This window comes from Streptomyces sp. NPDC047974 (assembly GCF_040653375.1).
Lineage (GTDB): Bacteria > Actinomycetota > Actinomycetes > Streptomycetales > Streptomycetaceae > Streptomyces.
Genome location: NZ_JBEZNU010000028.1, coordinates 1 through 25,444 on the forward strand (window position 1 = coordinate 1; position 25,444 = coordinate 25,444).

General features: G+C 75.0%; 25 protein-coding genes. 12 read left to right on the forward strand and 13 right to left on the reverse strand.

Annotation, left to right across the window (positions count from 1 at the left end):
* Nucleotides 1-50: 50 nt before the first annotated feature.
* Nucleotides 51-2,408 (reverse strand): hypothetical protein, encoded by a 2,358-nt coding sequence (locus AB0E19_RS30515; protein WP_362185474.1) that lies wholly within the window; start codon nucleotides 2,406-2,408, stop codon nucleotides 51-53.
* 216 nt (nucleotides 2,409-2,624) lie between these two features.
* Here AB0E19_RS30515 and AB0E19_RS30520 point away from each other — a divergent pair, with 216 nt between their 5' ends.
* Both AB0E19_RS30520 and AB0E19_RS30525 read left to right on the forward strand, forming a co-directional pair.
* Nucleotides 2,625-3,284: a DsbA family protein gene (locus AB0E19_RS30520; RefSeq protein ID WP_362185476.1), complete on the forward strand. Its 660-nt coding sequence runs from the start codon at nucleotides 2,625-2,627 to the stop codon at nucleotides 3,282-3,284.
* A 127-nt stretch (nucleotides 3,285-3,411) separates the two neighbouring features.
* Nucleotides 3,412-4,182: a hypothetical protein gene (locus tag AB0E19_RS30525; RefSeq protein ID WP_362185478.1), complete on the forward strand. Its 771-nt coding sequence runs from the start codon at nucleotides 3,412-3,414 to the stop codon at nucleotides 4,180-4,182.
* 31 nt (nucleotides 4,183-4,213) lie between these two features.
* Here the strand turns inward: AB0E19_RS30525 and AB0E19_RS30530 are convergent, their stop codons facing one another.
* Nucleotides 4,214-4,603, reverse strand: coding sequence for a hypothetical protein (locus AB0E19_RS30530; protein ID WP_362185480.1), 390 nt, complete (start codon nucleotides 4,601-4,603; stop codon nucleotides 4,214-4,216).
* A gap of 132 nt (nucleotides 4,604-4,735) precedes the next feature.
* Between AB0E19_RS30530 and AB0E19_RS30535 the strand changes: the two genes are divergently transcribed.
* The gene (locus AB0E19_RS30535) at nucleotides 4,736-5,365 is read left to right on the forward strand and encodes a GNAT family N-acetyltransferase (RefSeq protein ID WP_362185482.1); all 630 of its coding nucleotides are present in this window, start codon (nucleotides 4,736-4,738) and stop codon (nucleotides 5,363-5,365) included.
* 7 nt (nucleotides 5,366-5,372) lie between these two features.
* Here AB0E19_RS30535 and AB0E19_RS30540 read toward each other — a convergent pair whose 3' ends face one another.
* The 4 genes from AB0E19_RS30540 to AB0E19_RS30555 all read right to left on the reverse strand — a co-directional run bounded on the left by AB0E19_RS30540 (nucleotide 5,373) and on the right by AB0E19_RS30555 (nucleotide 7,741).
* Nucleotides 5,373-6,161: an SDR family oxidoreductase gene (locus tag AB0E19_RS30540; RefSeq protein WP_362185484.1), complete on the reverse strand. Its 789-nt coding sequence runs from the start codon at nucleotides 6,159-6,161 to the stop codon at nucleotides 5,373-5,375.
* A gap of 31 nt (nucleotides 6,162-6,192) precedes the next feature.
* Complete coding sequence (locus tag AB0E19_RS30545) at nucleotides 6,193-6,585, reverse strand: hypothetical protein (protein ID WP_362185486.1); 393 nt, start codon at nucleotides 6,583-6,585, stop codon at nucleotides 6,193-6,195.
* A 146-nt stretch (nucleotides 6,586-6,731) separates the two neighbouring features.
* Nucleotides 6,732-6,911, reverse strand: coding sequence for a DUF397 domain-containing protein (locus tag AB0E19_RS30550; protein WP_362185488.1), 180 nt, complete (start codon nucleotides 6,909-6,911; stop codon nucleotides 6,732-6,734).
* A complete protein-coding gene (locus AB0E19_RS30555) occupies nucleotides 6,908-7,741 on the reverse strand; it encodes a helix-turn-helix transcriptional regulator (RefSeq protein WP_362185490.1) in 834 nt (277 codons plus the stop codon). The genes AB0E19_RS30550 and AB0E19_RS30555 overlap by 4 nt, the downstream gene beginning before the upstream one ends.
* Before the next feature lie 147 nt (nucleotides 7,742-7,888).
* On the opposite strand from AB0E19_RS30555, the gene AB0E19_RS30560 reads away from it, so the two are divergent.
* Entirely contained in the window at nucleotides 7,889-8,323 is a 435-nt protein-coding gene (locus AB0E19_RS30560; RefSeq protein WP_362185492.1) for an ATP-binding protein, read from the forward strand.
* Here AB0E19_RS30560 and fusA read toward each other — a convergent pair.
* Both fusA and AB0E19_RS30570 read right to left on the reverse strand, forming a co-directional pair.
* Complete coding sequence (gene fusA, locus AB0E19_RS30565; protein WP_362185494.1) at nucleotides 8,320-10,332, reverse strand: elongation factor G; 2,013 nt, start codon at nucleotides 10,330-10,332, stop codon at nucleotides 8,320-8,322. The two genes, AB0E19_RS30560 and fusA, sit on opposite strands and share 4 nt — an antisense overlap.
* A 283-nt stretch (nucleotides 10,333-10,615) precedes the next feature.
* Complete coding sequence (locus AB0E19_RS30570) at nucleotides 10,616-11,023, reverse strand: VOC family protein (protein ID WP_362185496.1); 408 nt, start codon at nucleotides 11,021-11,023, stop codon at nucleotides 10,616-10,618.
* A 158-nt stretch (nucleotides 11,024-11,181) separates the two neighbouring features.
* Between AB0E19_RS30570 and AB0E19_RS30575 the strand changes: the two genes are divergently transcribed.
* From AB0E19_RS30575 to AB0E19_RS30595, 5 genes are all read left to right on the forward strand, one after another.
* Nucleotides 11,182-11,811, forward strand: a complete 630-nt coding sequence (locus AB0E19_RS30575) for a nucleoside/nucleotide kinase family protein (protein WP_362185499.1) — start codon at nucleotides 11,182-11,184, stop codon at nucleotides 11,809-11,811.
* 29 nt (nucleotides 11,812-11,840) lie between these two features.
* The gene (locus AB0E19_RS30580) at nucleotides 11,841-12,947 is read left to right on the forward strand and encodes a hypothetical protein (protein WP_362185501.1); all 1,107 of its coding nucleotides are present in this window, start codon (nucleotides 11,841-11,843) and stop codon (nucleotides 12,945-12,947) included.
* A 32-nt stretch (nucleotides 12,948-12,979) separates the two neighbouring features.
* Nucleotides 12,980-13,504 (forward strand): tetratricopeptide repeat protein, encoded by a 525-nt coding sequence (locus AB0E19_RS30585; protein ID WP_362185503.1) that lies wholly within the window; start codon nucleotides 12,980-12,982, stop codon nucleotides 13,502-13,504.
* A gap of 113 nt (nucleotides 13,505-13,617) precedes the next feature.
* On the forward strand, nucleotides 13,618-14,577 hold the full coding sequence (locus tag AB0E19_RS30590) for a hypothetical protein (protein WP_362185506.1): 960 nt from the start codon (nucleotides 13,618-13,620) through the stop codon (nucleotides 14,575-14,577).
* Between the two features lie 83 nt (nucleotides 14,578-14,660).
* A complete protein-coding gene (locus AB0E19_RS30595; RefSeq protein ID WP_362185508.1) occupies nucleotides 14,661-15,827 on the forward strand; it encodes an aminopeptidase P family protein in 1,167 nt (388 codons plus the stop codon).
* Nucleotides 15,828-15,854: 27 nt separating this feature from the next.
* Here AB0E19_RS30595 and AB0E19_RS30600 read toward each other — a convergent pair whose 3' ends face one another.
* The 3 genes from AB0E19_RS30600 to AB0E19_RS30610 all read right to left on the reverse strand — a co-directional run bounded on the left by AB0E19_RS30600 (nucleotide 15,855) and on the right by AB0E19_RS30610 (nucleotide 20,040).
* Complete coding sequence (locus AB0E19_RS30600) at nucleotides 15,855-17,099, reverse strand: serine hydrolase domain-containing protein (protein WP_362185510.1); 1,245 nt, start codon at nucleotides 17,097-17,099, stop codon at nucleotides 15,855-15,857.
* Nucleotides 17,100-17,240: 141 nt separating this feature from the next.
* On the reverse strand, nucleotides 17,241-18,992 hold the full coding sequence (gene treZ, locus AB0E19_RS30605) for a malto-oligosyltrehalose trehalohydrolase (protein WP_362185512.1): 1,752 nt from the start codon (nucleotides 18,990-18,992) through the stop codon (nucleotides 17,241-17,243).
* Between the two features lie 79 nt (nucleotides 18,993-19,071).
* Nucleotides 19,072-20,040 (reverse strand): GNAT family N-acetyltransferase, encoded by a 969-nt coding sequence (locus AB0E19_RS30610; RefSeq protein ID WP_362185514.1) that lies wholly within the window; start codon nucleotides 20,038-20,040, stop codon nucleotides 19,072-19,074.
* A gap of 152 nt (nucleotides 20,041-20,192) precedes the next feature.
* On the opposite strand from AB0E19_RS30610, the gene AB0E19_RS30615 reads away from it, so the two are divergent.
* From AB0E19_RS30615 to AB0E19_RS30625, 3 genes are all read left to right on the forward strand, one after another.
* On the forward strand, nucleotides 20,193-20,747 hold the full coding sequence (locus tag AB0E19_RS30615) for a DUF1707 and FHA domain-containing protein (RefSeq protein ID WP_362185517.1): 555 nt from the start codon (nucleotides 20,193-20,195) through the stop codon (nucleotides 20,745-20,747).
* A gap of 158 nt (nucleotides 20,748-20,905) precedes the next feature.
* A complete protein-coding gene (locus AB0E19_RS30620; protein ID WP_362185519.1) occupies nucleotides 20,906-21,979 on the forward strand; it encodes a cytochrome P450 in 1,074 nt (357 codons plus the stop codon).
* Between the two features lie 114 nt (nucleotides 21,980-22,093).
* Nucleotides 22,094-22,588, forward strand: coding sequence for a hypothetical protein (locus AB0E19_RS30625; RefSeq protein WP_362185521.1), 495 nt, complete (start codon nucleotides 22,094-22,096; stop codon nucleotides 22,586-22,588).
* A gap of 51 nt (nucleotides 22,589-22,639) precedes the next feature.
* Here AB0E19_RS30625 and AB0E19_RS30630 read toward each other — a convergent pair whose 3' ends face one another.
* Nucleotides 22,640-22,858, reverse strand: coding sequence for a hypothetical protein (locus AB0E19_RS30630; protein ID WP_362185523.1), 219 nt, complete (start codon nucleotides 22,856-22,858; stop codon nucleotides 22,640-22,642).
* Nucleotides 22,859-22,902: 44 nt separating this feature from the next.
* Nucleotides 22,903-25,356: a malto-oligosyltrehalose synthase gene (treY, locus tag AB0E19_RS30635; RefSeq protein WP_362185525.1), complete on the reverse strand. Its 2,454-nt coding sequence runs from the start codon at nucleotides 25,354-25,356 to the stop codon at nucleotides 22,903-22,905.
* Nucleotides 25,357-25,444: the final 88 nt, after the last annotated feature.

Here is a 25,444-nt window from a genome sequence, read left to right on the forward strand (position 1 = left end):
GGGCGGCCTGTGTGCGGTGAAAGCAGTAGGGGCAGATCACCGTCGTCATGTCAGCGCACCACCAGGGTCGTGAGGGCGGGTTCTTCGAGGCGTACGGCTCCGGCCCCGTCGCCCAGCAGGAACGCGCGGAGCGCGTACGGCGGGCGGGACAGGTCCGGGACCGGCGGGAGTTCGAGGGTCTGGAGCGGGGCGCGGGCGAGCGCCGCGCCGTCGATCCTGAGCAGGACGGTGCCGTCCTCGGCGTGCCGGGGCCGCACCGCGGTCTGGTGGACGAGGACGAGTTCGGGCAGCGGCACGGCCGGGTCGTGCCCTTCGGCGCTCACTTCGACGGCGTACGGCACCCGCGCTCTGAGCCCGCGCCGCCGTGTCAGCAGCCGGTACCGCACGACGGCCTCCCCGGGCACGTCCACGCCGACGGGCGCGCGGCGGACGCCGACGACGGTCCGGGCGGTACGGCTCCGGCCCCCGCCCCCGGCGCTGCCGTCCCCGGCCCGGCCCCCGGTCCCGGCGCCGCTGCTCCGGGCCCCGGTGCCGCCGGGTCCGGCGGTCCCGTCCGCGATGTCACGGCCCGCGCCCCGGGCGTCGCCGTCCCCGGCGGGTCCGTCCCCCGGCTCGGGCACGTGCGGGCGGAGCGTGACGCGGGAGGGCCCGGGCCCGAGGGGCAGCCGCAGTCCCTCGCGGACGTAGGCGCTGCGGCTGATCCGCAGGTCGCCGCCGGGCCAGGCGGCGGTCACGGCCCCCGCCCCGGACGGCCAGTCGAAGAGGAGCCGCACCTGCCCGCCGGGCTCCCGCACGGCCCGGGGCGCGCCGACCGGGCCCGGCACGTCGAGCCGCACCCCGGGCCCGGCGAGCGCCCGCTCGCCGAGGACGGTGACGGCGCTGACGAGCCCGGCGAAGGCGACTTCGGGCACGGTGTGGCCGGGCGCGCCGTAGCGGGCCCAGGGCAGCGGGGCGGGCAGCGTGTCGGCGCGCAGTTCGGTGCCGGGCGCGGGCGCGGTCCCCTCGGGCCAGACCACGAGCCGCACCTCGGCGCCTTCCGCGCCCCGCCCGGTGAACCGCACGCCTTCCTCGGGTCCGGCGTCGGCCGTGAGCGCGGTGAGCGGCCGGGGCCAGGGGTGGACGGTGACGGTCCGGAGGACCCCGGGGGAGTCGACGGGTTCGCCGGAGGGTGAGGAGTGGCGTGCCGTCAGAAGCACGCGGTACGCGCCGGGTTCGAGTCCGGTGAAGACGTGCTCCTCGGTGTGGCCGGCGGTGTGGTCGGCGGTGTGCCGGAGGGTGAGGGCGCCGGGCCCGGTCAGGGTGAGGACGGTGGCGGTGGCGGTGCGGGGCCGCCGCCAGCGGACGGCGATCCGGGCGGGCCCGTCCTCCAGGACGGCCTCCTCGGCGTCGGGCGCCACGAGCAGCGGGTGGGAGACGAGCGGGACCCCGGTCGGCCTGCCGTCCTCCACGGGGAAGGCGGCGTACCGCACGCGGAGTCCGACCGGCGGGTCGGCGTCGACGGCGGTGGACGCGGTCCCGCCGGTGCCGGGCACGGGCGTCGCGCGGTCCGGGCCGGGCGCGTCGCGCAGCACCCGCCAGCGGACACCCGGCCGGGTCGGCCAGGCGAGCGCCACCCGGCCGCCCTCGACGGGGAGGGCGGTCAGCGGGGCGTCGGCGGAGGCGGGTACGGCTCCGAGCCGGATCAGGCCGCGCACGGCCTCGTCGTCGTCGGAGGCGACGGCGAGGACCCGCAGATAGCCGGCCTCGGCCCCGGCGGGGTCGGCCGGGGCGGCGGACCCGGCCGCGGCGAGGTCCCGGTCGCAGCGGTCGAGGCGCCGCCGCAGCCGCGCGTCGAGGGCGCCGAGCCACGGGTCGGCGCGCAGGGCGTCGGGCCCGAGGGCCGTGACGGCGTGGGCGCAGGCCCGCAGCCGTCGCCGCGACCAGAGCGGGGCGAGGGCCTCGGCGGCGGTCCGCTGCCGGCCGTCGAGGTCGGGCAGGGCACGGGACGCCTTCGCGAGGAGGGCGAGTTCGGCGGGGTCGAGCCCGAGGCCGTCGGCGCCCTGCCGGGCGAGGGGAAGGAGCTGGTAGAGGAGGACGCGGCGGAGCAGTGCCGGGTCCTGCCGGCGTATCGCGGCGAGCAGCCGCAGCACGGGCGCGTGCGCGGGCCGTGCGTCGGCGCGGTCGAGCAGGGCGGCCTCGTCGACGAGCCGCCGCCGGCGGGGCGTGCACAGGGCGACCCCGTCCAGGACGGAGACGAACGCACTGCCGTCGGCCCGCTCCTGAGGATCCGTCAGAGCCTCTCCCGCGTACCGTAACCCCGCCGCCCGCTGCCCCTCCGTCAGCTTCCCGTACTCGGGTGCGAGCGGTGCGAGGGGTAAGGGACCCAGGGCGCCGGGCAGGCCCAGCCGTTCACCGAACCCCCGTCGCATCCCCCGTCCCTTGCGCTCGTGCGGTTCACAAGGGCTTCATCTCAGCAGAAGAAACGCCCGCGCGCAGGCCCTTTGTGCAGATCACCCACGGTGCCGAGGCGGCTGCGGAGGGTACGGGGTGCGGGGCGGGGGCGAGGCGGAGGCGGGGGATTGGCCCAGAGGAACGTTTCGCCAATGGCCCACGCGGGCGGGCCGCTCCTCCGTCACGCTGTCCCCATGACCCTCGACGCAGCACAGCGCCCCCTCGCCTCCCCTTCCTCCTCCGTGGACACCCGCACCCGGGTCGACTTCTGGTTCGATCCCGCCTGCCCCTTCGCGTGGATCACCTCCCGCTGGATCCTGGAGGCGGAGCGGCTCCGGGACCTCGACGTCCGCTTCCACGTGATGAGCCTGTACCTCCACAACGAGGGCAACGAACTGCCCGGCTGGTACCGGGACCTGGTGGACCGCTCGCTCGGCCCGGTCCGGGTCGCGGCGGCCGCCGCCGAGCTGCGCGGCGACGGGATCCTGCGCGACCTGTACACCGCCTACGGCACCCGCATCCACCAGGACGGGGACGAGGACTTCGACCGCGTGACCGCCGAGGCGCTCGCGATGCTCGGCCTCCCCGCCGAGCTGGCCGGGGCCGCGCACTCCCATGCCTACGACGAGGCCCTCCGCCGCAGCCACGACGCCGGTACGGACCCGGCCACCGGCGCCTACGTCGGCACCCCCACCCTCCATTTCGACGGCGTCCCCTTCTTCGGCCCGGTCCTCGGCGCGATCCCCCGGGGCGAGGAGGCCGCCGAACTCTTCGACGCGGTCCGGGTCCTGGCCCGGAACCCCCACTTCTTCGAGCTGAAGCGCGAGCGCACGGGCGGCCTCGACTTCTCCTGAGGAGGGAGCCGGGCGAGAGCCGGGCGAGAGCCGGGAAGGAGTCGGGAAGGAGCCGGGAAGGAACCGCCCGCCCCGGCCGTTCCGTCCTTCCGTAGAGGCTCTTCCGCATCGAGGTTCGAGGAGATCCATGGCCGACACCGTCGACTCGCTGGCCGCCCACGCGCACGACCTGCTGGTGGCGTTGATCACCGAGGGGCCCTCCGCGGGCGCCTCGGCCGGGTTCCACGACGTCGTCGCGCGGGGCGCGGCGCTCGGGCCGGACGGCGCGTGGCTCGCCGCCACCGGGCACGCGGCGCTCTCCATGCTCGCGCTCGCGCAGGGGCGGGCGGACGAGACGGTGGGGCACCTCGACGCGGCCGTGACGGCCGGCTTCAACGACTGCGTCATGCTGCACGCCGACCCGCTGCGCCCGCTGCACGGCGACCCCCGCTTCCACGCGCTGTACCAGCGGATGCGGATCACCCAGGGCGACCTCGACGAACTCCTGTGGCTGCACCAGGAGATGGGGATCATGATGCGGGAGGCGCAGGCGGCGGCCGTCGACAACCTCGGCCGCCTCGACACCGGGGTGTCGCCGCTGCCGCGGGCGCCGCTGCCGACGCGCGTCCCGCACACCCCCGGGGTCTGGACGGCCCGCATCGACTTCCTCTCGACCCAGGCCGCGCTCCGACAGGCCGCCCTGAAAGCCGAGTTCCAGCGCAGCTCCGGGAACACCTCGCTCGGCCTCATCGACGACACCTGGGACTACGACCGCGCCCGGCGGGACGCCTGGGACGCGGACGAGGTGGACACGCGCCGGCAGCGGGAGGCCGAGGCCCGGGCGTTCGTCGAACGCCCGGGCGCCGGAGCCGTGCTCCTGCCCTGCCCGCCGCTGGGCTCGATCACCTACCCGGCCTGACAGTCGGCCCGATACCCGCGCCCGAGGGGACTCAGGCGCGGGTCAGGGCGTCCTCGTCGATCCCGTCGAGGACGAAGCCGTTCACGAACCGGACGCGGTACGTGACCCGCGCCCCGGCTCCGGCGGCGCCCCCGGCGCCGGAGCCGTCCTGCCGGGCGATCCGGTCCCGCAGATCGTCGACCAGGTGCCCCGTGAAGCCCGTGAACCGGCTGCCCCGGACGGTCCGGTCGAACTCCGCGAGCGCGGCCTGGACGGCGGCCGAAGCGCCACCCCCGGTCTCCTTCGCGACGTGCGTGACCAGACCCTCCAGCCCCTCGGCCAGGAACAGCGGACCGGGCAGACCGCCCCGCGCCGCGCTCCCGTCCCCGGTGACCTGGACGTCCCTGGCCAGCCTCACCATCGCGCCGGTCTCGTACGTCATGGCGTACCCCCCTCGTATCGGCCTCGGTCGTGACCACCGCCAGCGTAAGCCGGAGGGGGCGCCCGGGGGATGGGCTTCCTCGCCTCCCGTACAGTGCGGTGCGGTGGCGAACGACGGGGCGGGGGAGGCCGGATGACGCGCACGGGACGGCAGTGGGTCGAGGGCTGGGCCGTGGCCCGGCGGCTCCCCAGGCCGGTGGACGTGCCCTGGGGGCTGCGGATCGACGTCGGGCAGCCGAACCAGGCCGTCCGGCACGTCCTGCTCGACCCGGACGCCACCACCGCCCGCGAGCTCATCGCATCGCTGACCGAACCCACCACGTGCGTCAAGGCGTTCCTGCCCCTGGACGCCATGCGGCCCTGGTTCCCGCCGACGTGGGAACCCGTCGACCCCTGCTTCCTGATGGCCGTCGACCTGCGCCCCTCGCCCGCGCGGACACCGGACGGCTACACGGCCGCCGTCGAGACCGCCGACGGCGTCGTCTCGGCGCGCGTCCGGACCGCCGACGGGGAACCCGCCGCGTCCGGCCTCGCCGGCCTGACCGGCACCGCCTGCGTCTACGACCAGATCATCACGGACCCGGCCCACCGGCGCCGTGGCCTCGGCACGGTGGTGATGGGCCTCCTCACCGACGCGGCCCTCGCCGCCGGCGCGACCGAGGGCGTCCTCGGCGCGACCGTCCCGGGCCGGGCGCTCTACGAGACGCTCGGCTGGAAGGTCCTCGCGCCCCTCAACGGCTTCGTGTACCGGCCCGCCGCCTGACGGAGCCTCAGTGGACGGAGAACCCGCCGTCCACGAAGAGGGAGTGGCCCGTCACGTACGCCGACGCGGAGCTCGCCAGGAAGACGGCCGCGCCCGCGAAGTCCTCGGCGAGACCGTTGCGGCCGACCATCGTCCGCTGGGCCAGCGCCGCGACCTTCTCCGGATCGGAGGAGAGGCGCGCGTTGAGCGGCGTCATCACGAAGCCCGGCACCAGGGTGTTCGCGGTGACCCCGCGCGAGGACCAGGCCTCGGCCTGCGAACGGGCCAGCGACTCCAGCGCGCCCTTGGACACCCCGTACGCCCCGCTCTGCACGAACGCGCGGTGCGCCTGCTGGGAGGTGATGTGGATGATCCGTCCGTAGCCCCGCTCGGCCATCCCGGGCCCGAACCGCTGCCCGAGCAGGAACGGCGCCTCCAGGTTCACGGTCATCGTCGTGTCCCACACCTCCTCGCCCAGCTCCCCGAACGGCGGACGCAGGTTGATCCCGGCGGAGTTGACCAGGATGTCCGGCTCCCCGAACACCCCGGCCGCCGCGTCGGCGCCCGCCTTGATCCCCTCCCGCGTGCTCAGGTCCGCGCTCACCCACGCCGCCCGGCAGCCGTCGGCCGTCAGCTCCTCGACGGTCGCGACCAGCTCCGCCTCCTTGCGCGCGAGCACCACCACGCTCGCACCCGCCCGGGCCAGCGCCCCGGCGACCGCCCGGCCGATGCCGGAGCTGCCTCCGGTCACGAGCGCGGTGCGGCCTGCGAGCGAGAAGAGACCGGAGAGGTACGGGGAGGCGGGTTCGTTGGTCATGCCATGCATCCTGGCACACGCCCCGGGGGCGTCAATCGGAGATCCAGCTACTTCCGTTCGAGCCGAGCAGGGAGACGAGGACGACGACGGCGAACAGCCCGCCGAGCGCGAACCCCGCCCCCGTGAACAGCATCCACACGGCGAGCGCCACGTACAGGACCTCGATGAAGACCAGTGCGGCACGCAGCGCGCGCGGGTACGGCCGGCCGAGCCGGTAGACCGCGTACGCGAGAAACCCGCTGAGCGTCAGGAGGAGCAGGCCGATGCCCGCGAGGATGCCGGCGTCGTCCTGGCCGCTCTCGGCCGCGGCGACGAGCAGGAACACCGCCCCCGCGCAGGAGGGGACCGCCTGGATGGCAAGGAACCACCGGGCGCGCTTGACGGCGTCGGGGACGGTGGGAGGGATGGCGCTGGGAGTGATCACGGGACTTCTCCTCGACTGGGAGGGCGCACGTTCTCTCAACAAGAGGATTGTTGAACGATAGTTGGGGCCCGGTCAAGGAGAACGCCGAAGCCCGGTGTCACGGCCTTCCGTGACACCGGGCTCCGGTGGTGGGTGCGCGTCTCGTCTCAGGCGAGCCGGGCGACGAACTCCGTCCAGGCGTCCGACGCCACCGCGAACTGCGGCCCGTCCGGAACCTTGGAGTCACGGACGTGAACGGTGGAGGGGCAGGTGGCGACCTCGACGCAGTCGTCGCCGCTGCCACTGCTGTAGCTGCTCTTGAACCAGGCCAGTTCAGTCGTGCTCATAGTGCTCCTCGGATCTCCCGCAACAGGCCCACGGATGCCTCTACAGACAGAGCCTGTGCTCGCATCCTGGCATATCGCTGTTGGAGGATGCTGACCACTTTGGGGTCGGAGACTAGCTGGCCGGTCTCTTGGCCTTCGCAGTAGGCGTACCACGAGTTCTCCTCGGTCTCCAGGAGACGCAAGGGGCCGCCGAGGCCAGCGTGGTACCCGCGCGACTGCGGCATGAGTTGGATGTCGATGTTGCGGCGTTCGCCGAGGTCAAGGATGTGGTCGATCTGCTCGCGCATGACCTCTGGGTCAGCCACCTGGCGGCGCAGGGAGTGCTCCTCGATGATGAAACTGTAGATCGTCTCCGGGCGTTCCGTGAGGATGGTCGCCCGCTCCACTCGGGTGACCAGGTTCGACGCGATCTTGTCGTCGCTCATTGCGGGGATCTGCTTCTCGAAGAGCGTCCGTGCGTACGCCGGTGTCTGGAAAAGGCCCGGCACCATCCGGTTCTCGAACGTGTACAGCGTCACCGCCAGCGGCTCCAGCTCCGCCCACTCCTCGAACCACTTCGCCAGCCCAGCCCTACGGGTCAGGTGCTTCGCCGCCGCCCGGATCACCCCGAACGCGTCCAGCACCTCCTCCGCCTTCTCGACGAACTCCTTCGACGGCACGCGTCGTCCCTGCTCGATCGACGCCACCATCGGGACCGAGTAGCCCACCTTCGGCGCGAACTGCTCCTGTGTGAGACCCGCCCGTTTGCGGAAGGCCTTGATTACTTCCCCGAATGCCTTCAGGCTCTCTGACGTCTCCGGTTCGGTCCCCTTGGGAACGTCGTCCGCCACCCCGCCACCTCCCGCACAGTGTGCTCGCGCTGATCCCGTCCAGGGTCACGGATTGTCACCGGTACAGTCCAGCGAGCGAACCCGTACAAGCGCAGCGTACGAGTCCGGTAGCTGGTAACTCGCCATGATCGGAGCGAAATTGGCCGCATGACGACCCCCCTTGCGCGCAAACGACCCGTCACCGTACGTATGTTCGCGCAGCGCTTCAGCTCCACCCCGCGCGGTGCGCGTCTCGCCCGCAGGCTGGCGGTCCACCAACTGCACGAGTGGGGCGTCCCGTACGACTCCGCCCTGTCCGATACGACGGCGCTGCTGGTGGCGGAGCTGGCGGCGAACGCGGTCACCCACGGTCGGGTGCCCGGGCGCGAGTGCGAGCTGGGGCTGCTGTACGCCCCCGGGCTGCACCTGCGGATCGACGTCACCGACACGCGGGGCGAGCGGCGGCCCGCCCCCGCCGCGTCGCCGGGGCCGCTGGACGAGGGCGGCCGTGGGCTGCTGCTCGTCGGGGCGCTGGCGACGCGGTGGGAGGTGCTCGACCGCGTACCGGTCGGGAAGACGGTACGGGCCGAGCTGGACCTCTAGGCGGTGGCGGGTTCGTAGCCCGCCGGGCGGGTGGCGAAGGTGCCCCGGCCCTGGGTGCGGCCGCGCAGGCGGGTCGCGTAGCCGAAGAGTTCGGCCAGCGGGACCGTCGCCGTCACCACCGACGTACCGCCCCTGACCTGCGAGTCCGTGACGCGGCCCCGGCGGGCCGCGAGGTCGCCGAGGACCGCGCCGACCGACTCGGCGGGGACCGTGACCGTCACCTCGGCCACCGGTTCGAGGAGCGCCATCGCGCTCGCGCGCAGTGCCTCCCGCAGGGCTGCTCGGCCCGCCGTGCGGAAGGCGAGCTCCGAGGAGTCCTTCGGGTGCGTGGCACCGTCCGTGAGCGTGACGCGGACGCCGGTGACCTGGTGGCCGCCGAGGGGGCCCTCGGCGAGGGCGTCACGGCAGCCGGCCTCGACCGCGCGGACGTACTCCTGCGGGACCCGCCCGCCCGTCACCGTCGACGCGAACACGAACTCCTCCTCTCCCGGGTCTCCGTCCAGGGGCTGGACGTCGAGGACGACGTGGGCGAACTGGCCCGCGCCGCCGTCCTGTTTGACGTGCCGGTGGAGCAGGCCGGTGACGCCCTTCACCACCGTCTCGCGGTAGGCGACCTGCGGGCGGCCGACCGTGACCTCCAGGTCCCGGTCGCGCCGCAGCCGCTCCACCGCGACCTCCAGGTGGAGCTCGCCGAGGCCCGACAGGACGGTCTGGCCGGTCTCCGGGTCGGTCCGCACCACCAGCGACGGGTCCTCCTCGGCGAGCCGGGCGAGCCCGGCGGCCAGGCGGCCGGTGTCGGTGCTGCGGCGGGCCTCCACCGCCATGGAGACCACCGGGGCGGCCGGCACCGGAGGTTCGAGGACGACCGGTGCGTACGGGACGCACAGGGTGGCGCCCGCGCGGACGGTCTTCGGGCCGACGACGGCGACGATGTCGCCGGCGACGGCGATGGACACCTCGGCCGTGCGGTCGGCCTGCACGCGCAGCACGCGGGAGATCCGCTCCGTGCGTCCGGTGGCGGTGTCGAGCACGGTGGCTCCCTTCGTGAGGACGCCCGCGTAGACCCTGACGTAGGTCATGCGGCCGGTCGGGGCCGCGTTCACCTTGAAGGCGAGCGCGACCAGCGGCGCGTGCGGGTCGGCCGCCCGCTCGCCACCGCCGACCGGGGGCCGGTCGGTGGGGGCGGGCAGGTAGGCGACGACCGCGTCCAGGAGCGGTTCGATCCCGCGGTCGCGGTACGCCGATCCGCACAGCACCACCACCGCCGTGCCGGCCAACGTCAGGGCTCGCAGGGCCCGTTCGAGCGTCCCGTCGGAGAGGGCCTCGTCCGCGCAGTACTCCTCCAGGGCCTCGGGGTGCAGCTCCGCCACGGCCTCCTCCAGGGCGCGGCGGCGGCGTACCGCCTCGTCCCTCAGACCGGGCGGGACGCCGGTCTCTTCGAGACCGCCGCCGCCCCACACGTACGCCTTCATCCGGACGAGGTCCACGACGCCCCGGAAGCCGTCCTCCCGCCCGACGGGCAGCTGGACGGGGAGCGCGACGGCGCCCAGGCGGGAGCGGAGGGAGGCCACGGCCGCGTCGAGGTCGGCGCCCGCCCGGTCCATCTTGTTGACGAAGGCGATCCGGGGCACGCCGTGCCGGTCGGCCTGGCGCCACACCGTCTCGCTCTGCGGCTCGACGCCCGCGACCGCGTCGAAGACGGCGACGGCGCCGTCGAGGACGCGCAGCGCGCGCTCGACCTCGTCGGAGAAGTCGACGTGGCCGGGCGTGTCGATGAGGGCGAGCCGGTGGCCGTCCCAGTCACAGCTGACGGCGGCGGCGGAGATCGTGATGCCGCGCTCCCGCTCCTGCGGGTCGAAGTCGGTGACGGTGGTGCCGTCGTGGACCTCGCCCTGCTTGTGGACGGCGCCGGTCAGGAAGAGGATCCGCTCGGTGACGGTCGTCTTGCCGGCGTCGACGTGGGCGAGGATGCCGAGGTTGCGGACGCGGGGGTTCGGGAAAACGCGCACGGTGACGTGCCTTTCGCTGCTGTGGGATCACAGGACAGCGCGATGACCGTTGGTGCGGACGCGTACTGAGGACGGGTCCGGACGGCACGGGTCTGCGGTGACGGGCGCGCAGCCGTCACCGGCAGGCGGAAGAGGCGAGGATCACGTCGAAGCGGCGGGCACGGGCGGCCGGCGGGTGACTGCGCACGGCCGGCTCCCCTCGGTCGACACGATCGGGCACGGCGCACCGGGCGGCGGGCCGTGCCGCGAGTCTAGGGAGCGCCGCCGCCGGGGCGACAGCGAATTACCCGGCGGGCTGGAGGAGGTCCCAGCGGTTGCCGTACAGGTCCTCGAAGACGGCGACGGAGCCGTACGGCTCGTGGCGGGGCTCCTCCAGGAACTTCACCCCGGCGGCCGTCATCCGCTCGTGGTCGCGGGCGAAGTCGTCGGTGTGGAGGAAGAAGCCGACCCGGCCGCCGGTCTGGTTGCCGACGGAGGCCTCCTCCTCGTCGTTCTTGGCCCGGGCGAGGAGCAGCCCCGCGTTCCCGAGCCCGCCGACGCCGCCGGAGCCGGCCGGACGGACGACGACCCAGCGGGTGCCGTTGCCCCGGTCGGTGTCCTCGACCAGCTCGAAGCCGAGGGCGTCGGTGTAGAAGGCGATGGCCTCGTCGTAGTCACGGACGACGAGGGTGACGAGTGCGATGGACGGCATATCCCCAACGTAATACGCGGAAAGCACGGCAACCCACCCGCACGAACCCGCGTCGCGGCCGCCCCGACCCTCGACCCGAGGAGGGTCCGTACGAGGGTCGGGGGAGGGACCCCCCGAGGGTCCGGGGGGCACCGCCGGGGGCTGGGACAATCGGCCGCATGGACGTGCGGGAGTTCGAGGAGCTGGTCGGGCGGGCGCGGGAGCTCGCCGCCGGGGGGCGGCGGCGGGTCCTGGGGGTCGCCGGGCCGCCCGGGGCCGGGAAGTCGACGCTCGCCGGGCGGCTCGTCGAGCGGCTCGACGGGCTCGCCGTCCTCGTCCCCATGGACGGCTTCCACCTCGCAGGGGCCGAACTGGCGCGGCTCGGGCGGGCGGACCGCAAGGGCGCGCCCGACACCTTCGACGCCGCCGGATACGCCGCCCTCCTCGCCCGGCTGCGCGCCCCCGAGCCCGGGACCGTCGTCTACGCGCCCGCCTTCGACCGGGCCCTGGAGGAGCCGGTCGCCGGCTCGGTCCCCGTACCGCCCGGGACCCCGCTCGTCGTCACCGAGGGCAACTACCTCCTCCACGACGCCGGGGGATGGGCCGCCGTCCGGCCGCTCCTCGACGAGGTCTGGTACGCCGACCTCCCCGACGCCGTCCGCGTGCCCCGGCTCGTCGACCGCCACGTCGCCTTCGGCCGCACCCGCGCCGAGGCCGAGGCCTGGGTGCACCGCTCCGACGAGGCCAACGCCCGGCTCGTCGCACGCAACCGCCACCGCGCCGACCGCGTGGTGAACATGGGGCCGTGACGGCCCCGGAGAACACAGCAGGGGGAGACGTGAGCGAAGTCCTGTACGGCGAGAAGTCGTGGAACCCATTGGCCCGCACGGTCGAACTGACCGAGGAGGGGCTGCGGCGCGGCGGCCGCCTCACCCCGCACGGCGAGCTGAACCTGGCCGCGACGGCCGAGGCGTACCTGCGCGGGCAGTGGCTCGGCGGCGGCGGGTCCGAACGGGCCCTGACCCGCCTCGACGACGGCCCCGGCGTCGTCCCGGTCGTCCGCGCCACCGGCACCAGCATCCCGCTCAAGGTGCGGCGCACCGCCGCTTTCGCCCACGAGCTGGGACGGCTCGCGGTGCGGCTCTGCGGCGGACCCGAGCGGGTCGCCGAGCTCGCCCAGCGGGCCCGGGCCGAGGGCGTACCGCTGTGGATGGCCCGCCGCACCGCGCCCGGACCCCACGGCGACGTCGCCGTCGCCGTCGACCGGCGGCTCGTCCGCGTCGACGCCTGGGGCCCGTACGCCCCCGCCGTCCGCATCCGGGCGCCGTACGGCTTCCACCCGGCCGAACCCCACCCGTCCCGCGGCCTCGTCCTCACCGTCGGTGAGGCGACGGCCGAGCTCCGCCTCACCCACAAGAAGCTGCGCAAGTCCAAGAGCGTGGTGGAGGCCGAGTTCACCGGCCCGTCGCCGCAGACCGGACGGCTCTGGGAGCTGCGCCGGTACGGCCCCACCAGCTCCTGGCTGCTCCGGGACGGCACCCGCGTCGCCCTCCTCGCCCGCCCGCCGCGCCGCCGGACGCCCACCGGCCCCGAGCCGCTCCTGCTCCCCCTCGCACCGGTCGCCCACGAGACCTCCGACCCGCTGGACGCGGTCATGGCCCACGCCTTCGCCACCGCCTTCGGCCTCGGCGACACCACCGGGCTCGCCCGCTTCCCCGCCCAGTGGCGCATGCGGGAGGGGTACGAGCCCGCCGCCGTGGACGCCGACTGGCTCCGCCCCTGGTTCAGCAACCTCGGCACCTCCAGCGCCGACAACGAACCCGGAGGCGGCGACGGCTGGGGCTCCGACGGCGGCGACGCCGGAGACTCCGGCGGGGGCGACGGCGGCGGCGACAGCGGCGGGGGCGGCGGCGACGGCGGCGGCGGTGGTGGTGGCGGCGACTGAGCCACGGCCAAGCCCCTGAGTAGGGTGGCCGCATGAACGACGACAACGGCTGGGAGGGGCGGGTCGCCGCCCTCTGGGAGCGGATCGACGGCCTCGGCGGCGAGGAGTTCCGGGAGCGGATCGCCGCGCTCGCCGCCGAGCGGGGCGACGAGGACGCCACCGCCGTGTTCGAGGTCGGTGCCGCCCACGACTCCACCGGGCAGCCCGTCGAAGCCGTCCGGCACTACACGCGCGCCCTGGAACTCGGGCTGACCGGCCTGCGGCGGCGCCGGGCCGTCATCCAGCTCGCCAGCAGCCTGCGGAACCTCGGGCGGCCCGACCGCGCCGTCGAGCTGCTCACCGACGAGCGGGCCCTGCCCGCCGCGCGGCTCGACGCCGACGAGCTGGCCCTCGCCCCGGCCGTCGACGCCTTCCTCGCGCTCGCGCTCGCCGACACCGGCCGCGACCGGGAGGCCGCCTCGCTGGCCCTCGGCGCCCTCGCGCCCCTGCTGCCCCGCTACAACCGCTCCCTCGCCCACTACGCCCGCGACCTCCTCAAGGCCCCCTACGGCTCCTGACGGCACCGGCGGCTCCCGGCGGCTCCGGCCGGGCGGCGAGTTCGGCGGGCGGCCGGTGACCGCCCCGACGCACTCGCTACGCTGAACGCAACGGCGACGGAAGGCGGGCTGGCGTGGGGTGGCTGCGCAGGAAACCGAAGCGGGACGGCGAGGACGCGCCCCGGGACCCGGAGTTCGCCTACTTCTCCCAGCGGGAGGCCGCGCTCTTCCGCGCCACCGTCCGCGAGGCCTTCGCCGAACTCGGCCTGGAGGTCACGGTCTACGCCTCCTCCGTCCAGGACGACAAGCAGCGCCGCTTCGGCCTCGGCAACCTCGCCGCCGTCTGCCACCGCGACCGCCGCGGGCCCCGCGTCTGGCCCGACCTGATCCGCCGGCACGTCACCCTCGTGGTGCGGACCCTCGACGGCCCCTCGGCCCTCGACACGCTGCCGCCCGAGCAGATCCGCGCCCAGCTCTACCCCCGGGTCGTCAACGGCGAGGGCATCGACCCCGGCGCGTTCGGCTACGCCAGGACCCTCGCCCCCGGCCTCTACGAGGTCCTCGCCCTGGACCTGCCGGAGAGCGTCATGATGCTCACCGACGAGGCCCTCGACCGGCTCGGCGACCCCGCCCAGCTGCGCGCCCGCGCCCTGAAGAACCTGCGCGGGCTGCCCGTCGAGGAGCACGAGACCGTCCGGGACGCCGACGGGATGTCCTTCGAGGTCGTCGTCGGCGACTCCTTCTACACCGCGAGCCGCGTCCTCGACCTCGACGCCCTCGCCCAGCGGGTCACCGGCCTGCCGCTCGGCGAGCACGGCGCCCTGGTCGCCGTGCCCTTCCGGCACCAGATCGCCTTCCACCCCATCCGGGACACCTCGATCATCCCGGCGCTCGGCGCCATGGCCTCCTTCGCCGCCTCCGAGTACGAGGACACCCCGGGCGCCATCAGCCCGTACGTCTTCTGGTGGCGGGGCGGCACGCTCACCCAGCTCAGCGAGCACGACGAGGAGAACGGCGAGCTGCGGATCGTCGTCGGCGACGACTTCCAGGACCTCCTCGAACGGCTCATCGCCCAGGGCCCGGGCCCGCGCTGACGGGCCGCGGCCCGGTCGCGGCGGCGGTGGGGGGCGGGCAGGATGCTGGGGGAGACCGTCCGCCGCCGCGAAGGAGAGACCCCATGCCGAGCGCCGACTCCGCCGACGCCCCGACGCCGTTCACCGCCGACGACTACCGGGCCCGGATGGACCGCGCGGCCGCCTCCGCCGCCGACGCCGGGCTCGCCGGGGTGCTCGTCGCCCCCGGCCCCGACCTCGTCTACCTCACCGGCTACCAGCCCACCGCGATCACCGAACGGCTCACCGTCCTCGTCATCGCCCCCGGCCAGGACCCGGTGCTCGTCGTCCCCACCCTGGAGGCGCCCGACGCGGAGAAGGCCGTCGGGGCGCCCGCGCTGACCCTCCGCGACTGGACCGACGGCAAGGACCCGTACGCCGTCACCGCGCCGCTGCTCGATTGGGGGTCCCCCCGGACGAAGTCTGGGGGAGGACGCTTCGGCGTCAGCGACAACGCCTGGGCGATGCACCTCCTCGGCCTCCAGCAGGCCCTCCCCGGCACCTCGTACGTCTCCCTCACCGAGGCCCTGCCGATGCTGCGGGCCGTGAAGGACGCCCACGAGCTGGACCGGATCGCGGCCGCGGGGGCCGCCGCCGACCGGGCGTACGGGGAGATCCTCAAGGTGCGGTTCGCGGGCCGCCGCGAGACCGAGGTCGCCGCCGACCTCGCCCGGCTGCTCCTGGACTTCGGCCACTCCCAGGTCGACTTCACCGTCGTCGGCTCCGGCCCCAACGGCGCCAACCCGCACCATGAGGCCGGCGAGCGGGTCATCGAGCGCGGCGACATGGTCGTCCTCGACTTCGGCGGGCTCAAGCACGGCTACGGCTCCGACACCACCCGCACCGTCCACGTCGGCGAGCCGACGGACGAGGAGCGGCGGATCCACGACCTGGTCCGCGAGGCCCAGCAGGCCGGCTTCGAGGCCGTGAAGGCCGGCATCGCCTGCCAGGACGTCGACCGTGCCGCCCGCAAGGTCATCACGGACGCCGGCTACGGCGAGTACTTCATCCACCGCACCGGCCACGGCATCGGGGTCACCACCCACGAGCCGCCCTACATGATCGAGGGCGAGCAGCGGCCGGTCGTCCCCGGCATGTGCTTCTCCATCGAACCGGGCGTGTACCTCCCCGGCCGCTTCGGCGTCCGCATCGAGGACATCGTCACGATGACCGAGGACGGCACCGGCCGCCGCTTCAACGCGACCCCGCACGAGATGGCGATCGTCGAGTAGCGGCGGCCGGCACCGCCCCGCCGGGCCTCAGGGCACCAGCGGGTCCTCCGGGGCCAGCGCGGCCGCGATCCGGCCCGCGACCACCTGGGCCATGTTCCCCTCGGCGGTCGTCGCCGTCTTCGTCGCCGAGACCGCGATCGAGAGCCGCTTCGACGGCAGGTACGCCTGGAGGGCGGCGTAACCGGAGAAGGACGGGTTCTGGAGCAGCCAGCCGCCGGAGACGATCACCCCGAGCCCGAAGTGCCGCTCCTCGGTCTGCTTGAGGCAGATCGAGGCCGGGCACGTCTTCGTCGGCGTGCCGAGCCCGACCGTCCCGGGATCCAGCAGGATCCGGTACGAGCGCGGGCCGATCAGCTCGCCGCTGCCGATGCCCTCGGCGGAGCGGGCCATGTCGCAGACGGTGCTGGTGATGACGGCGCCGGGACCGGTCGTCCAGGAGGGGTTCCAGAAGGTCGACTCCTCGTAGAGGCCCCGGTCCGAGGTGAAGGCGTGCAGCACCGGTTCCGGGATCTCGGGCGTGAAGGAGTTCCGGGTCTCCCTCAGCCCCAGCGGCCCGGTCACCAGCTCCCGCACCAGGCGGTCGATCCGCGTGCCGGTGATCCGCTCCAGGGCGCGGCTCAGCAGCAGGTAATTGGCGTGCGAATAGCTCCAGTTGGTGCCCGGGTCGTACCAGAAGTCGTGGCCGAACGGGAAGGCGAGCAGCTCGTCGGGGGTCCACTGCCTGAAGGGGTGGGGGGTGAGCTCGGCGCCGAACGCCGGGTCGGTGACGTAGTCGTGCAGGCCCGAGGTGTTGTTCGCCAGCATCCGCAGGGTGATCTCGCGGGCCCGGGGGACCTCCGGCAGCCAGCGCTCCACCGTGTCGTCCAGCCGCACCCGGCGCTGCTCGGCCAGCCGCAGCAGGGCCGTCCCGATGTGGGCGAAGGCGACGGAGCCGGCCCGGAAGTGCATGTCCGGCTCGGCCGGGACGCCGGTCATCGACTCGCCGAGGGCCCCGGTGACCACGTCCCGCCCGTCCACCGTGACGCGCAGCAGTACGGCGTTGAGCGCGAGGTCCTCCCTGGCCTTCCGCGCGATGTCCAGGACGCGCCGGGCGTCCCCGGAGAGCGGTTCGGGCGTGCGCGCGCACGACTCGGACCCGTGACGGGGAGCGGGTGCCGCCGGCGCGGCGGCGACGGAGGCCGCCGGGAGCGCGAGGGCCACCAGCGCGGCGCCCAGGGCGACCGCGCGGGCCCGGACGCGGGCTCGGCGGCGCGGGGGAGTGGGGGGTGTCATGCGCGCACTATGGCGGCCCGCCGACCGACGCTCCGCCGGAACACTCCGACCGTCCGCCCGAGTGGAGTCCGCCCATGGCCCGTGCGGCCCAGCCCCCCAGGAGCCCGGCGCCCGCCCGGGCGTTCCGGTGTCCGGGGTCGGTCAGCCGTCCGCCAGGACGACCGCCGACTCGCCGCCGAGGCGCAGCAGCCCGTCGCGGGCGGGCGCCTCGACCGGCTCCCAGGCGGCCAGGACCCGGTCGCGGCCGTTGGAGCCCAGCGGGATCTCGACCCGCTCCTTGCCCAGGTTCACCGCCACCCGCACGTCACCGCGCCGGAAGACCAGCCAGCGGCCCTCCTCGTCGAAGGCGACCTTCACCCCGCCCAGGTCCGGGTCGGTGAGGTCGGGCAGGGTGCGGCGCAGGGCGATCAGCTCGCGGTGCCAGGCGAGGAGCCGCCGGTGCGGGTCGCGCTCCCGCTCCGTACGGTCCAGGACCGAGCGGTCCCGGGTCGCCGGATCCTGCGGGTCGGGCACCTCGCCCTCGTCCCAGCCGTGCGCCGCGAACTCCCGTCGCCTGCCCCGCCGTACCGCCTCCGCGAGCTCCGGGTCGGTGTGGTCGGTGAAGTACTGCCAGGGCGTGCGGGCCCCCCACTCCTCGCCCATGAAGAGCATCGGCACCGAGGGGCCGGTGAGGACGAGCGTCGCCGCGCAGGCGAGCAGCCCGGGGGAGAGGGAGGCCGAAAGGCGGTCGCCGAGCGCCCTGTTGCCGATCTGGTCGTGGGTCTGGGCGTAGCCGAGGAAGCGGTGGGCGGGGGTGCGCTCCCGGTCGACGGGCCGTCCGTGGTGCCGGCCCCGGAAGGACGAGTACGTGCCGTCGTGGAAGAAGACCCGGGTCAGGGTCTTGGCGAGCGCGGCCATCGGGGCGCGCGCGAAGTCCGCGTAGTAGCCCTGGGACTCGCCGGTCAGCGCGCAGTGCAGGGCGTGGTGGAAGTCGTCGTTCCACTGCGCGTGCAGGCCGAGGCCGCCGAGCGTGCGCGGCGTGGTGGTGCGCGGGTCGGCCAGGTCGGACTCGGCGATCAGGAAGTGCTGCCGGCCCTGCTCCTTCGCCAACGCGTCGACCGCGGCGGACAGTTCCTCCAGGAACGTGAGGGCCCGGTCGTCGGCGAGCGCGTGCACCGCGTCGAGCCGCAGCCCGTCGATCCGGTAGTCCCGCAGCCAGGCGAGCGCGCTGCCGAGGAAGTACGCCCGCACCTCGTCCGAACCGGCCGCGTCCAGGTTCACCGCCGCGCCCCACGGGGTGTGGTGGCTGTCGGTGAAGTACGGCCCGAAGGGCGGGAGATGGTTGCCGGAGGGGCCCAGATGGTTGTGGACCACGTCGAGGACCACGCCCATGCCGAGGCCGTGCGCGGTGTCCGTGAAGCGCTTCAGCGCCGCCGGGCCGCCGTACGGCTCGTGGACCGCCCACGGCGCCACCCCGTCGTACCCCCAGCCGTGCACGCCGGGGAACGGGCAGAGCGGCATCAGCTCCACATGGGTGACGCCGAGCCCGGCGAGCTCCCCGAGCCGCGCCGCCGCCGCGTCGAGGGTGCCCTCGGGGGTGAAGGTGCCGACGTGGAGCTCGTAGAGGACCGCGCCGCGCAGCCGCAGCCGTGGCGGCTCGTTCCGCCACGCGTGGGCCGCGTGGTCGACGACGGCGCTGAGCCCGTCCGGCCCGTCCGGCAGCCGGCGGCCGCGCGGATCGGGCAGGACGGGCCCGTCGTCGAGCCGGAAGCCGTACCGGTCGCCGTCCGAGGCGGGCACGGTGCCGGTCCACCAGCCGTCCCGCAGGGCGTCCCGTTCCAGGGGGTGCCCGGTGCCGTTCAGCTCCAGGGTCACCCGGTCGCGGGCGTGCGGCGCCCACACCTCGAAGAGCACGGTGGTTCTCCTCGCAGACGGCGGTACGGTCGTCGTGACGGCCGGCGTCACCGCCGGTGGGTCACGTCCATCCTGGCAGTCAGGACCGCGACGCGCCCGGCGCGTCCCACACGTAGTCGACCTGGCGCTGGAAGTTCACGTACCCGGCGCGGGCGAAGGCCGCCGCCATCGGGACGTTCCCCAGGTCGGTCGCGGCGCGGACGCGCGGCACGTCCTGCGCGGCGAGGATCCGGGTGCCCTCGGCGAGGATCTCGTCGATGTAGCCCTTGCCGCGGTGGGCGGGGAGCACGCCGATGTACGCGATGATCGGGTTGTAGTTGTTGCGGGCGGGGACGACGAAGCCGACCGGCTCGCCGGTGCCCGGCAGTTCGGCCACCTGCCACCAGTCGCGCGGCGTGGTGTAGTGCGGGAACTCCTCGTCGTAGTGCCGCTCGGCGGCCTCCCGCAGCGACAGCCCCTCGGCCAGGTCGGCCTGGCCGTGCGCGTCGAGCGTGCCCGCCATCACCGGCGTCATCAGCGCGAGCAGGTCCTCGCGGTCCCGGACCGGGCGGAACACGAGGCGGCCGGTGGGCTCCGCGACCGGCGTCCCCGGCAGCCACTCCAGGCGCAGCCGCTCGACCAGCGGCCGGGCGCCCGTCTCCGCGAGCAGCGAGAGCAGCAGCTCGACGCGGTCGCGGGTCTCCGGCACCTCGCGCCAGTCCGGCGGCAGGTAGCGGTTGAACTCCGGCGGCACGGTGCCCGCCGGGACGACGGCGGGCAGCGCGGCGGAGAGGAGCCGCCGGCCCACCTCCTCGGCCTCTCCGGCCGGGAGCTCGGGGGCGAGGTCGAAGAAGTCGAGGGCGAGCGGCTCGCCCCCGTCCTTGTTGGTCCACCAGGCGATCCGGCCCAGCAGGCGGCCGTCGCGGAGGGCCACCCACATCCAGTCGGGGCGGCGGCGGCCGGAGCCGAGGTCGTCGGCGAGTTCGTGGTCGAGCGTGTAGGTGAGGCCGAGGAAGAGGTCCAGCTCCTCCGGCCCGGTGAGCGGGCGGACGACGAGGTCGTCGGTCATACGGTGGTTCCCCCAGGGATACGTGTGGTCGAAGCCCGCAGACCGTAACAGTGATCTTGCGGAACGGCCTCGGCTTTTCCGCGCGGAAGCGGTTACGTGCCTGGTACGGAGGCTTCTGGACAGCCCGGCCCGGACACCCGGACAATCACCGTGTGACGACCCCGACCCCGTACGAGCCCCCAGCACACTCCCCCCGGCTGACCGACGCCGAGCGGGACCGCGCGCTGGGCCTGCTCAGGGAGGGCGCCGCACAGGGCCGGCTCTCGCACGACACCTTCCTCTTCCGGATGGAGCGGGCGCTCCAGGCCCGCCGCCCCGACGAACTCGACGTGCTCACCGCCGACCTGCGCAGCGAGGGCACCTGGACCCGGCGGGTGGTCGGCGCGGTCGAGCGGATGTCGGCGTTCACCGCGCGCCTCGGCCGGGCCTGGCACTCCGAGCGGCTCCCGAAGCTGCTCCTTCCGCAGCCGGGGCCGTACCCGCTGCGCATAGGGCGGGACCCGGTCAACGGCCTGCGGCTCAGCCACGAGACCGCCTCCCGGCTGCACGCCGAACTCTCCCTCCAGAGCGGCCTGTGGGTCCTGCGCGACCTGGGCTCCACCAACGGCACGACGGTCAACGGCCGCCGCGTCGTCGGCGCGGTGGTGGTGCGGGCCGGGGACGTGGTCGGCTTCGGCGAGATGACCTTCCGGCTGTCGGTCGACTGAGCCGTCGCGGCCTGGTGCCCCGGGCCGCCGAGAACGCGTTCCGGGCCTGGTCAGGGCCGTGCCGCCTCACCCGTTCGGCGGTATGCGACGGGCGCCGCGCCCGCAGCGGTGATGGGCTGGGGGGACCCACCGCCGACCGACCCACCCCTGGGGGCACGATGCGCGACGACCGGACCCCCGAACCCTCCCGCACCCCCCGCGTCGCGGGGCTCCGGCGGCTGACGGCCATGGCGCCCGACGGACGGGCCGGGGCCGCCGCGCCCGGCCGGGTGCGGAGCGTCGCCGACCCGGCGGCCGGGGCGCCCGTGCCGCCCGGCGGGCGGACCGTCGCACCCAGCCCGCTGGACCCCGGCGCGGCGACCGATCCGTACCCCGTGTACCGGCGGCTGCGGGAGGAGTTCCCGCTCACCTACGACCCGCTGCTGCGGGCCTGGGTGCTGAGCCGGTACGCCGACGTCGCCACCGCGCTCACCGACGCCCGCTTCACCCACGGGCACCGGCCCGGCGACCCGGCCTGCTCGCGCGCCCACGTCGACGTGGACCTCGCGGAGCTGCGGTCCGTCGCGGAACGCACCGCGTACGTGCTCGCCCGGCGGATCGCCGACCGGCCCCGGGCCGACCTGGTCGCCGACTTCTGCCACTGGCTGCCCGCCGGGACCGTCGCCGCCGCCGTCGGCGTCCCGTACCGGGACATGATGCGGCTGGTCAGGGGCCGGGCCGCGACCGCGCTCGCCGGCGAGTGCGGCGGGCAGATCGCCGTACGGGAGAAGGCGCTGGCCTCCTTCCTCGGCAACGTCCTCGGCGACCCCGACCGGGCCGCCGCCCTGCGGGACGCCCCGCCGGCCCTGGTGGCCCGGGCGTGGACCGAGTCGCTGCGCCGCGACCCGCCGGTGCAGATCGCCGTGCGGCGCACCCGCGAGGACGTCCCGGTGAGTGGCGGGATCCTGCCGGGCGGCTCCTCCGTGGCGCTGCTCGTCGGCGCGGCCGGGCGGGACCCGGAGCGGTTCCGCGCGCCGGACCGCTTCGACCCGCTCCGTGACGACCCCGGCCAGCTCACGTACGGTTCCGGCTTCTGCCCGGCGGTGATCCTGGCCGGTCTGGAGGCCGAGTACGGGCTGCGCGCGCTCTTCGAGGCGATGCCCCGGCTGCGCCTCGCGGACGGCTTCCGCCCGGTGTCGACCGGTCTGATCACCCGCGCCCCGCGCAGCCTCGTCGTCCTGCCGAACGGCTGAAACGAGACCCCCCGACCCGCTGCTAGGGTGACGTGTGCTCGTCAAGCAAGCCCTTCTGGTGAGCCCTTCCGACGAGCCCTTCTGAAGAACCACGTCCAACGGGGATAGAAACACGTGAAGCTTCGTCATGCCCGCGCGATCGCCGTCTTCGGCATCGCCGTCTTCGCCCTCACCGGTGCCCGCGGCTCGAACGGCGGCGGCTGCGACAACAGCAGCTCCGGTTCGAGCTCCAGCTCCAGCTCCAGCTCGGGTGGGAGCGGCAGCGACAGTGACAGCAGCAGCGGTTCCGGCGGCGTCTCGGTGCCCGGCGGCGGCAGCAGCGCCGACAAGGCCGCCCGCGACGTCACCATCGACACGTGCGCCTACGACGCCGCCACGAAGAAGCTGACCGCCAAGATCACGGTCAAGAACGACGGTTCGCTCGACTACGACTACAGCGTCACCATGAAGTTCACCGGCAGCGGCGCCGTCCCGGCCACCGCCGTCAAGACCGGCATCGCGGTCACCGCCGGCTCCTCCGCGAGCGCCGAGCTGACCACCCCGTACCCGGGCACGGGCGACGGCTCCGAGTACACCAAGTGCGAGGTCACCCGCGCCAGTCGCATCTGATCCCTCGGTCGGCGGGGTCACGGGCCGCGTGCCCGTGACCCCGCTCCGCCGTCAGCGGCGCCGCTGGTGGGAATCGCTCTGGTTCGGCGGGGCGTTGTGCACCGAACGGGAGTGGTACGACACCCGGTCGTGCGCGGCCTGGATCCGCGCCCGCTCCTCGATGAGCAGCCCCTCGGCGGTGTCCGTGCGGGACCCGCCCCGGCGCACCAGCACCACCGTCAGAAGGGCGACGAGTCCCCCCAGGACTCCGAACAGCACCCACAGCGACATGCTTCCCCCTCGCTCGCCCCGCGTCCGTACCGACCAGTATGCGGTCACTCCGTGATCCGCGCGAGGAGGGCGACCGGCCGGTCGGCGAAGAGCTCCGCCAGCTTGAGCTCGCTCTCCGGGCCTCCGGTGAACTCCCGTACGCCGTCCAGGACATCGGCCCAGCGGCCCTCCGGCAGCACCAGCTCGGTGTCCCGCCAGCCGCCCGCCTCGGCGAGCCGCAGCGACAGCCGGGTCACCGCGGTCACCACCTGCCCCGCGCGGGCGAAGGCGAGACAGTGCGCGGCCGCCGGGCCCTCCGCGGCGAGCGGGACGTAGCCGCCGCCGGGGCCGAAGGCCGCCGGGCGCTCGCGGCGCAGCCCGAGCGCGGCCCGCACCAGCGCCGTCCGGGCGTCGTCGGGCCCCGGCTCGTACGGCGCGCGGTTGTCGGGGTCGACGAGCGCCCGGTACTCCCGCTCGGTGGCCTGGTACAGCTCCGGCACCCCCGGCATCGTCAGCTGGACCAGGGCCGCGCCGTCCGCGTGCGCCCGGATGTGCGGTTCCAGGGCGAACGCCGCCTCCGACGCCGCCCGCAGCGGCACCCGGCCGGGCCCCGCGGCCGTGAACTCGGCCACCGCCCGCTCGTACGCCGGGTCCTGCTCCGTCCACGAGGTCCGCAGCCCCTCCTCCCGTACGGCCTTGAGCACGGCCGGGCCGATCCGCTCCGGGTCCGGCGTGCCGAAGCCGAACGCGGTCTGCCACGCCGTCCAGGCCAGGTGCGGATCCGGCACCGGGACCCCGGCGACCTCGTCCAGCAGCCCCGCCCACACGTCCGGGCACTGGGCGAGGACCGCGATCGCCGCCCGCACGTCCGCGCTGCGCTTGGTGTCGTGGGTGGTGAGCACCGTGCCGGTCGCCGGCCAGTCGCGGGCGAGCCGGGCGCAGGCCGCGTGGAACTCCTCGACGCCGACGGCCGGCCGGCCGGGATCGCCGCCGACCTCGTTGGCCGAGAGCAGCGGAGCGTACCGGTAGAAGGCGGTGTCCTCCGTGGACTTGGCCCGCAGCGCCGAGGAGGTCTGCGCGAACCTCGCCCGGAATCCGGCGTGTCCGGGGGAGTCGCCGAGCGTGCCGAGGAGCAGTTCCCGCACGGCGTCCACGGCGGCGGCCTCCTCCGGGACGGCGAAGGCGGCCCGCGCGCCCCGGACCACCGCGGGGGTGAGGAGGCGCCCGGCGTCGCCGGTGCCGTAGGGCCGGTAGACCGGCATGCGGACGAGGAGCTCCTCGATCGCCGTCCGCAGCGCCCACGGCGCGTGGTCCTGGTGCGTGGGATCGGCCGAGCAGAGCCGTACCGCCTCCCGGGTCAGCCGGCTCGTCTCGGCCGCCAGGTCGTGCCGCACCACCTCGTACGCGGCGCGTCGGGCGGTCGCCTCCCACGCCCCGCCCCGGTCCCCGGCGCGTCCGGTGAACTCGCGGTACACACGGGTGAGTTCCTCCGCGCCCGCGGCGTCGGTGAGGACGCCGTCGACCAGCCGCAGGGCGTCGTAGCCGGTGGTGCCGGCCACCGGCCAGGCGGCCGGCAGGGTCTCGTCCCCGGTGAGGATCTTCTCGACGACGATCCAGCACCGCCCGCCGGTCTCCGCCGAAAGCCGCTCCAAGTAGCCCTGGGGGTCGGCGAGTCCGTCCGGATGGTCGATCCGCAGGCCCTCGATCACCCCGTCGGCGACGAGCCGCAGGATCGTCGCGTGGGTCTCCCGGAAGACCTCCGGGTCCTCCACCCGCACCCCGATCAGGTCCGAGACGGTGAAGAAGCGCCGGTAGCCCAGCTCGGTGCGGGCCAGCCGCCACCAGCCGAGCCGGTAGTGCTGGCGGTCGAGGAGCTCGTCGAGCGGCAGCTCCTCGGTGCCGGGCCGGAGCGGGAACTCCTGCCCGTCCAGGCGGAGCACGCCGTCCTCGACCCGCAGCCGGTCCCGCACCTCCGGGAGCCGCGCGGGCAGCACGGGCAGCAGGATCCGGCCGTCCCCGGCGGACCGGTCGACGTCGAACCAGCGGGCGTAGGGGGAGTCCGGGCCGTGCCGCAGCACCTCCCGCAGCGCGTGGTTGTGGCGCGGCGAGGCCGCCATGTGGTTGGGCACCAGGTCCACCACCAGGCCGAGGCCGTGCGCGCGGGCGGTCGCGGCGAGCGCCCGCAGCCCCGCCTCGCCGCCCAGCTCCGCCCGGACCGCCCGGTGGTCGGTGACGTCGTACCCGTGGGCGGAACCGGGGACCGCCTCCAGGACGGGGGAGAGGTGCAGATGGGAGACGCCGAGCCCGGCGAGGTGCGGTACCGCCCGCTCGGCGGCGGCGAACGGGAACGCGGGCTGGAGCTGGAGCCGGTAGGTGGCACGGGGGACGACGGGCGGCCCGGAGGCGGCACCGGACGGCGCGCGGTCGGACGGCCGGTGCTCGGACAGCCGGTGCTCGGACGGCCGGTGCTCGGACGGCGGGTGCTCGGACGGCGGGTGTGCGGGCGGGGTGGGCGTCATGCGAACGTACGTACCCCGTACGGAAGCTTCCGTGTCATCACCCGATGCACCCGTTCGGGGGTATCGGGTTACTTTCGGCCGATGCTCC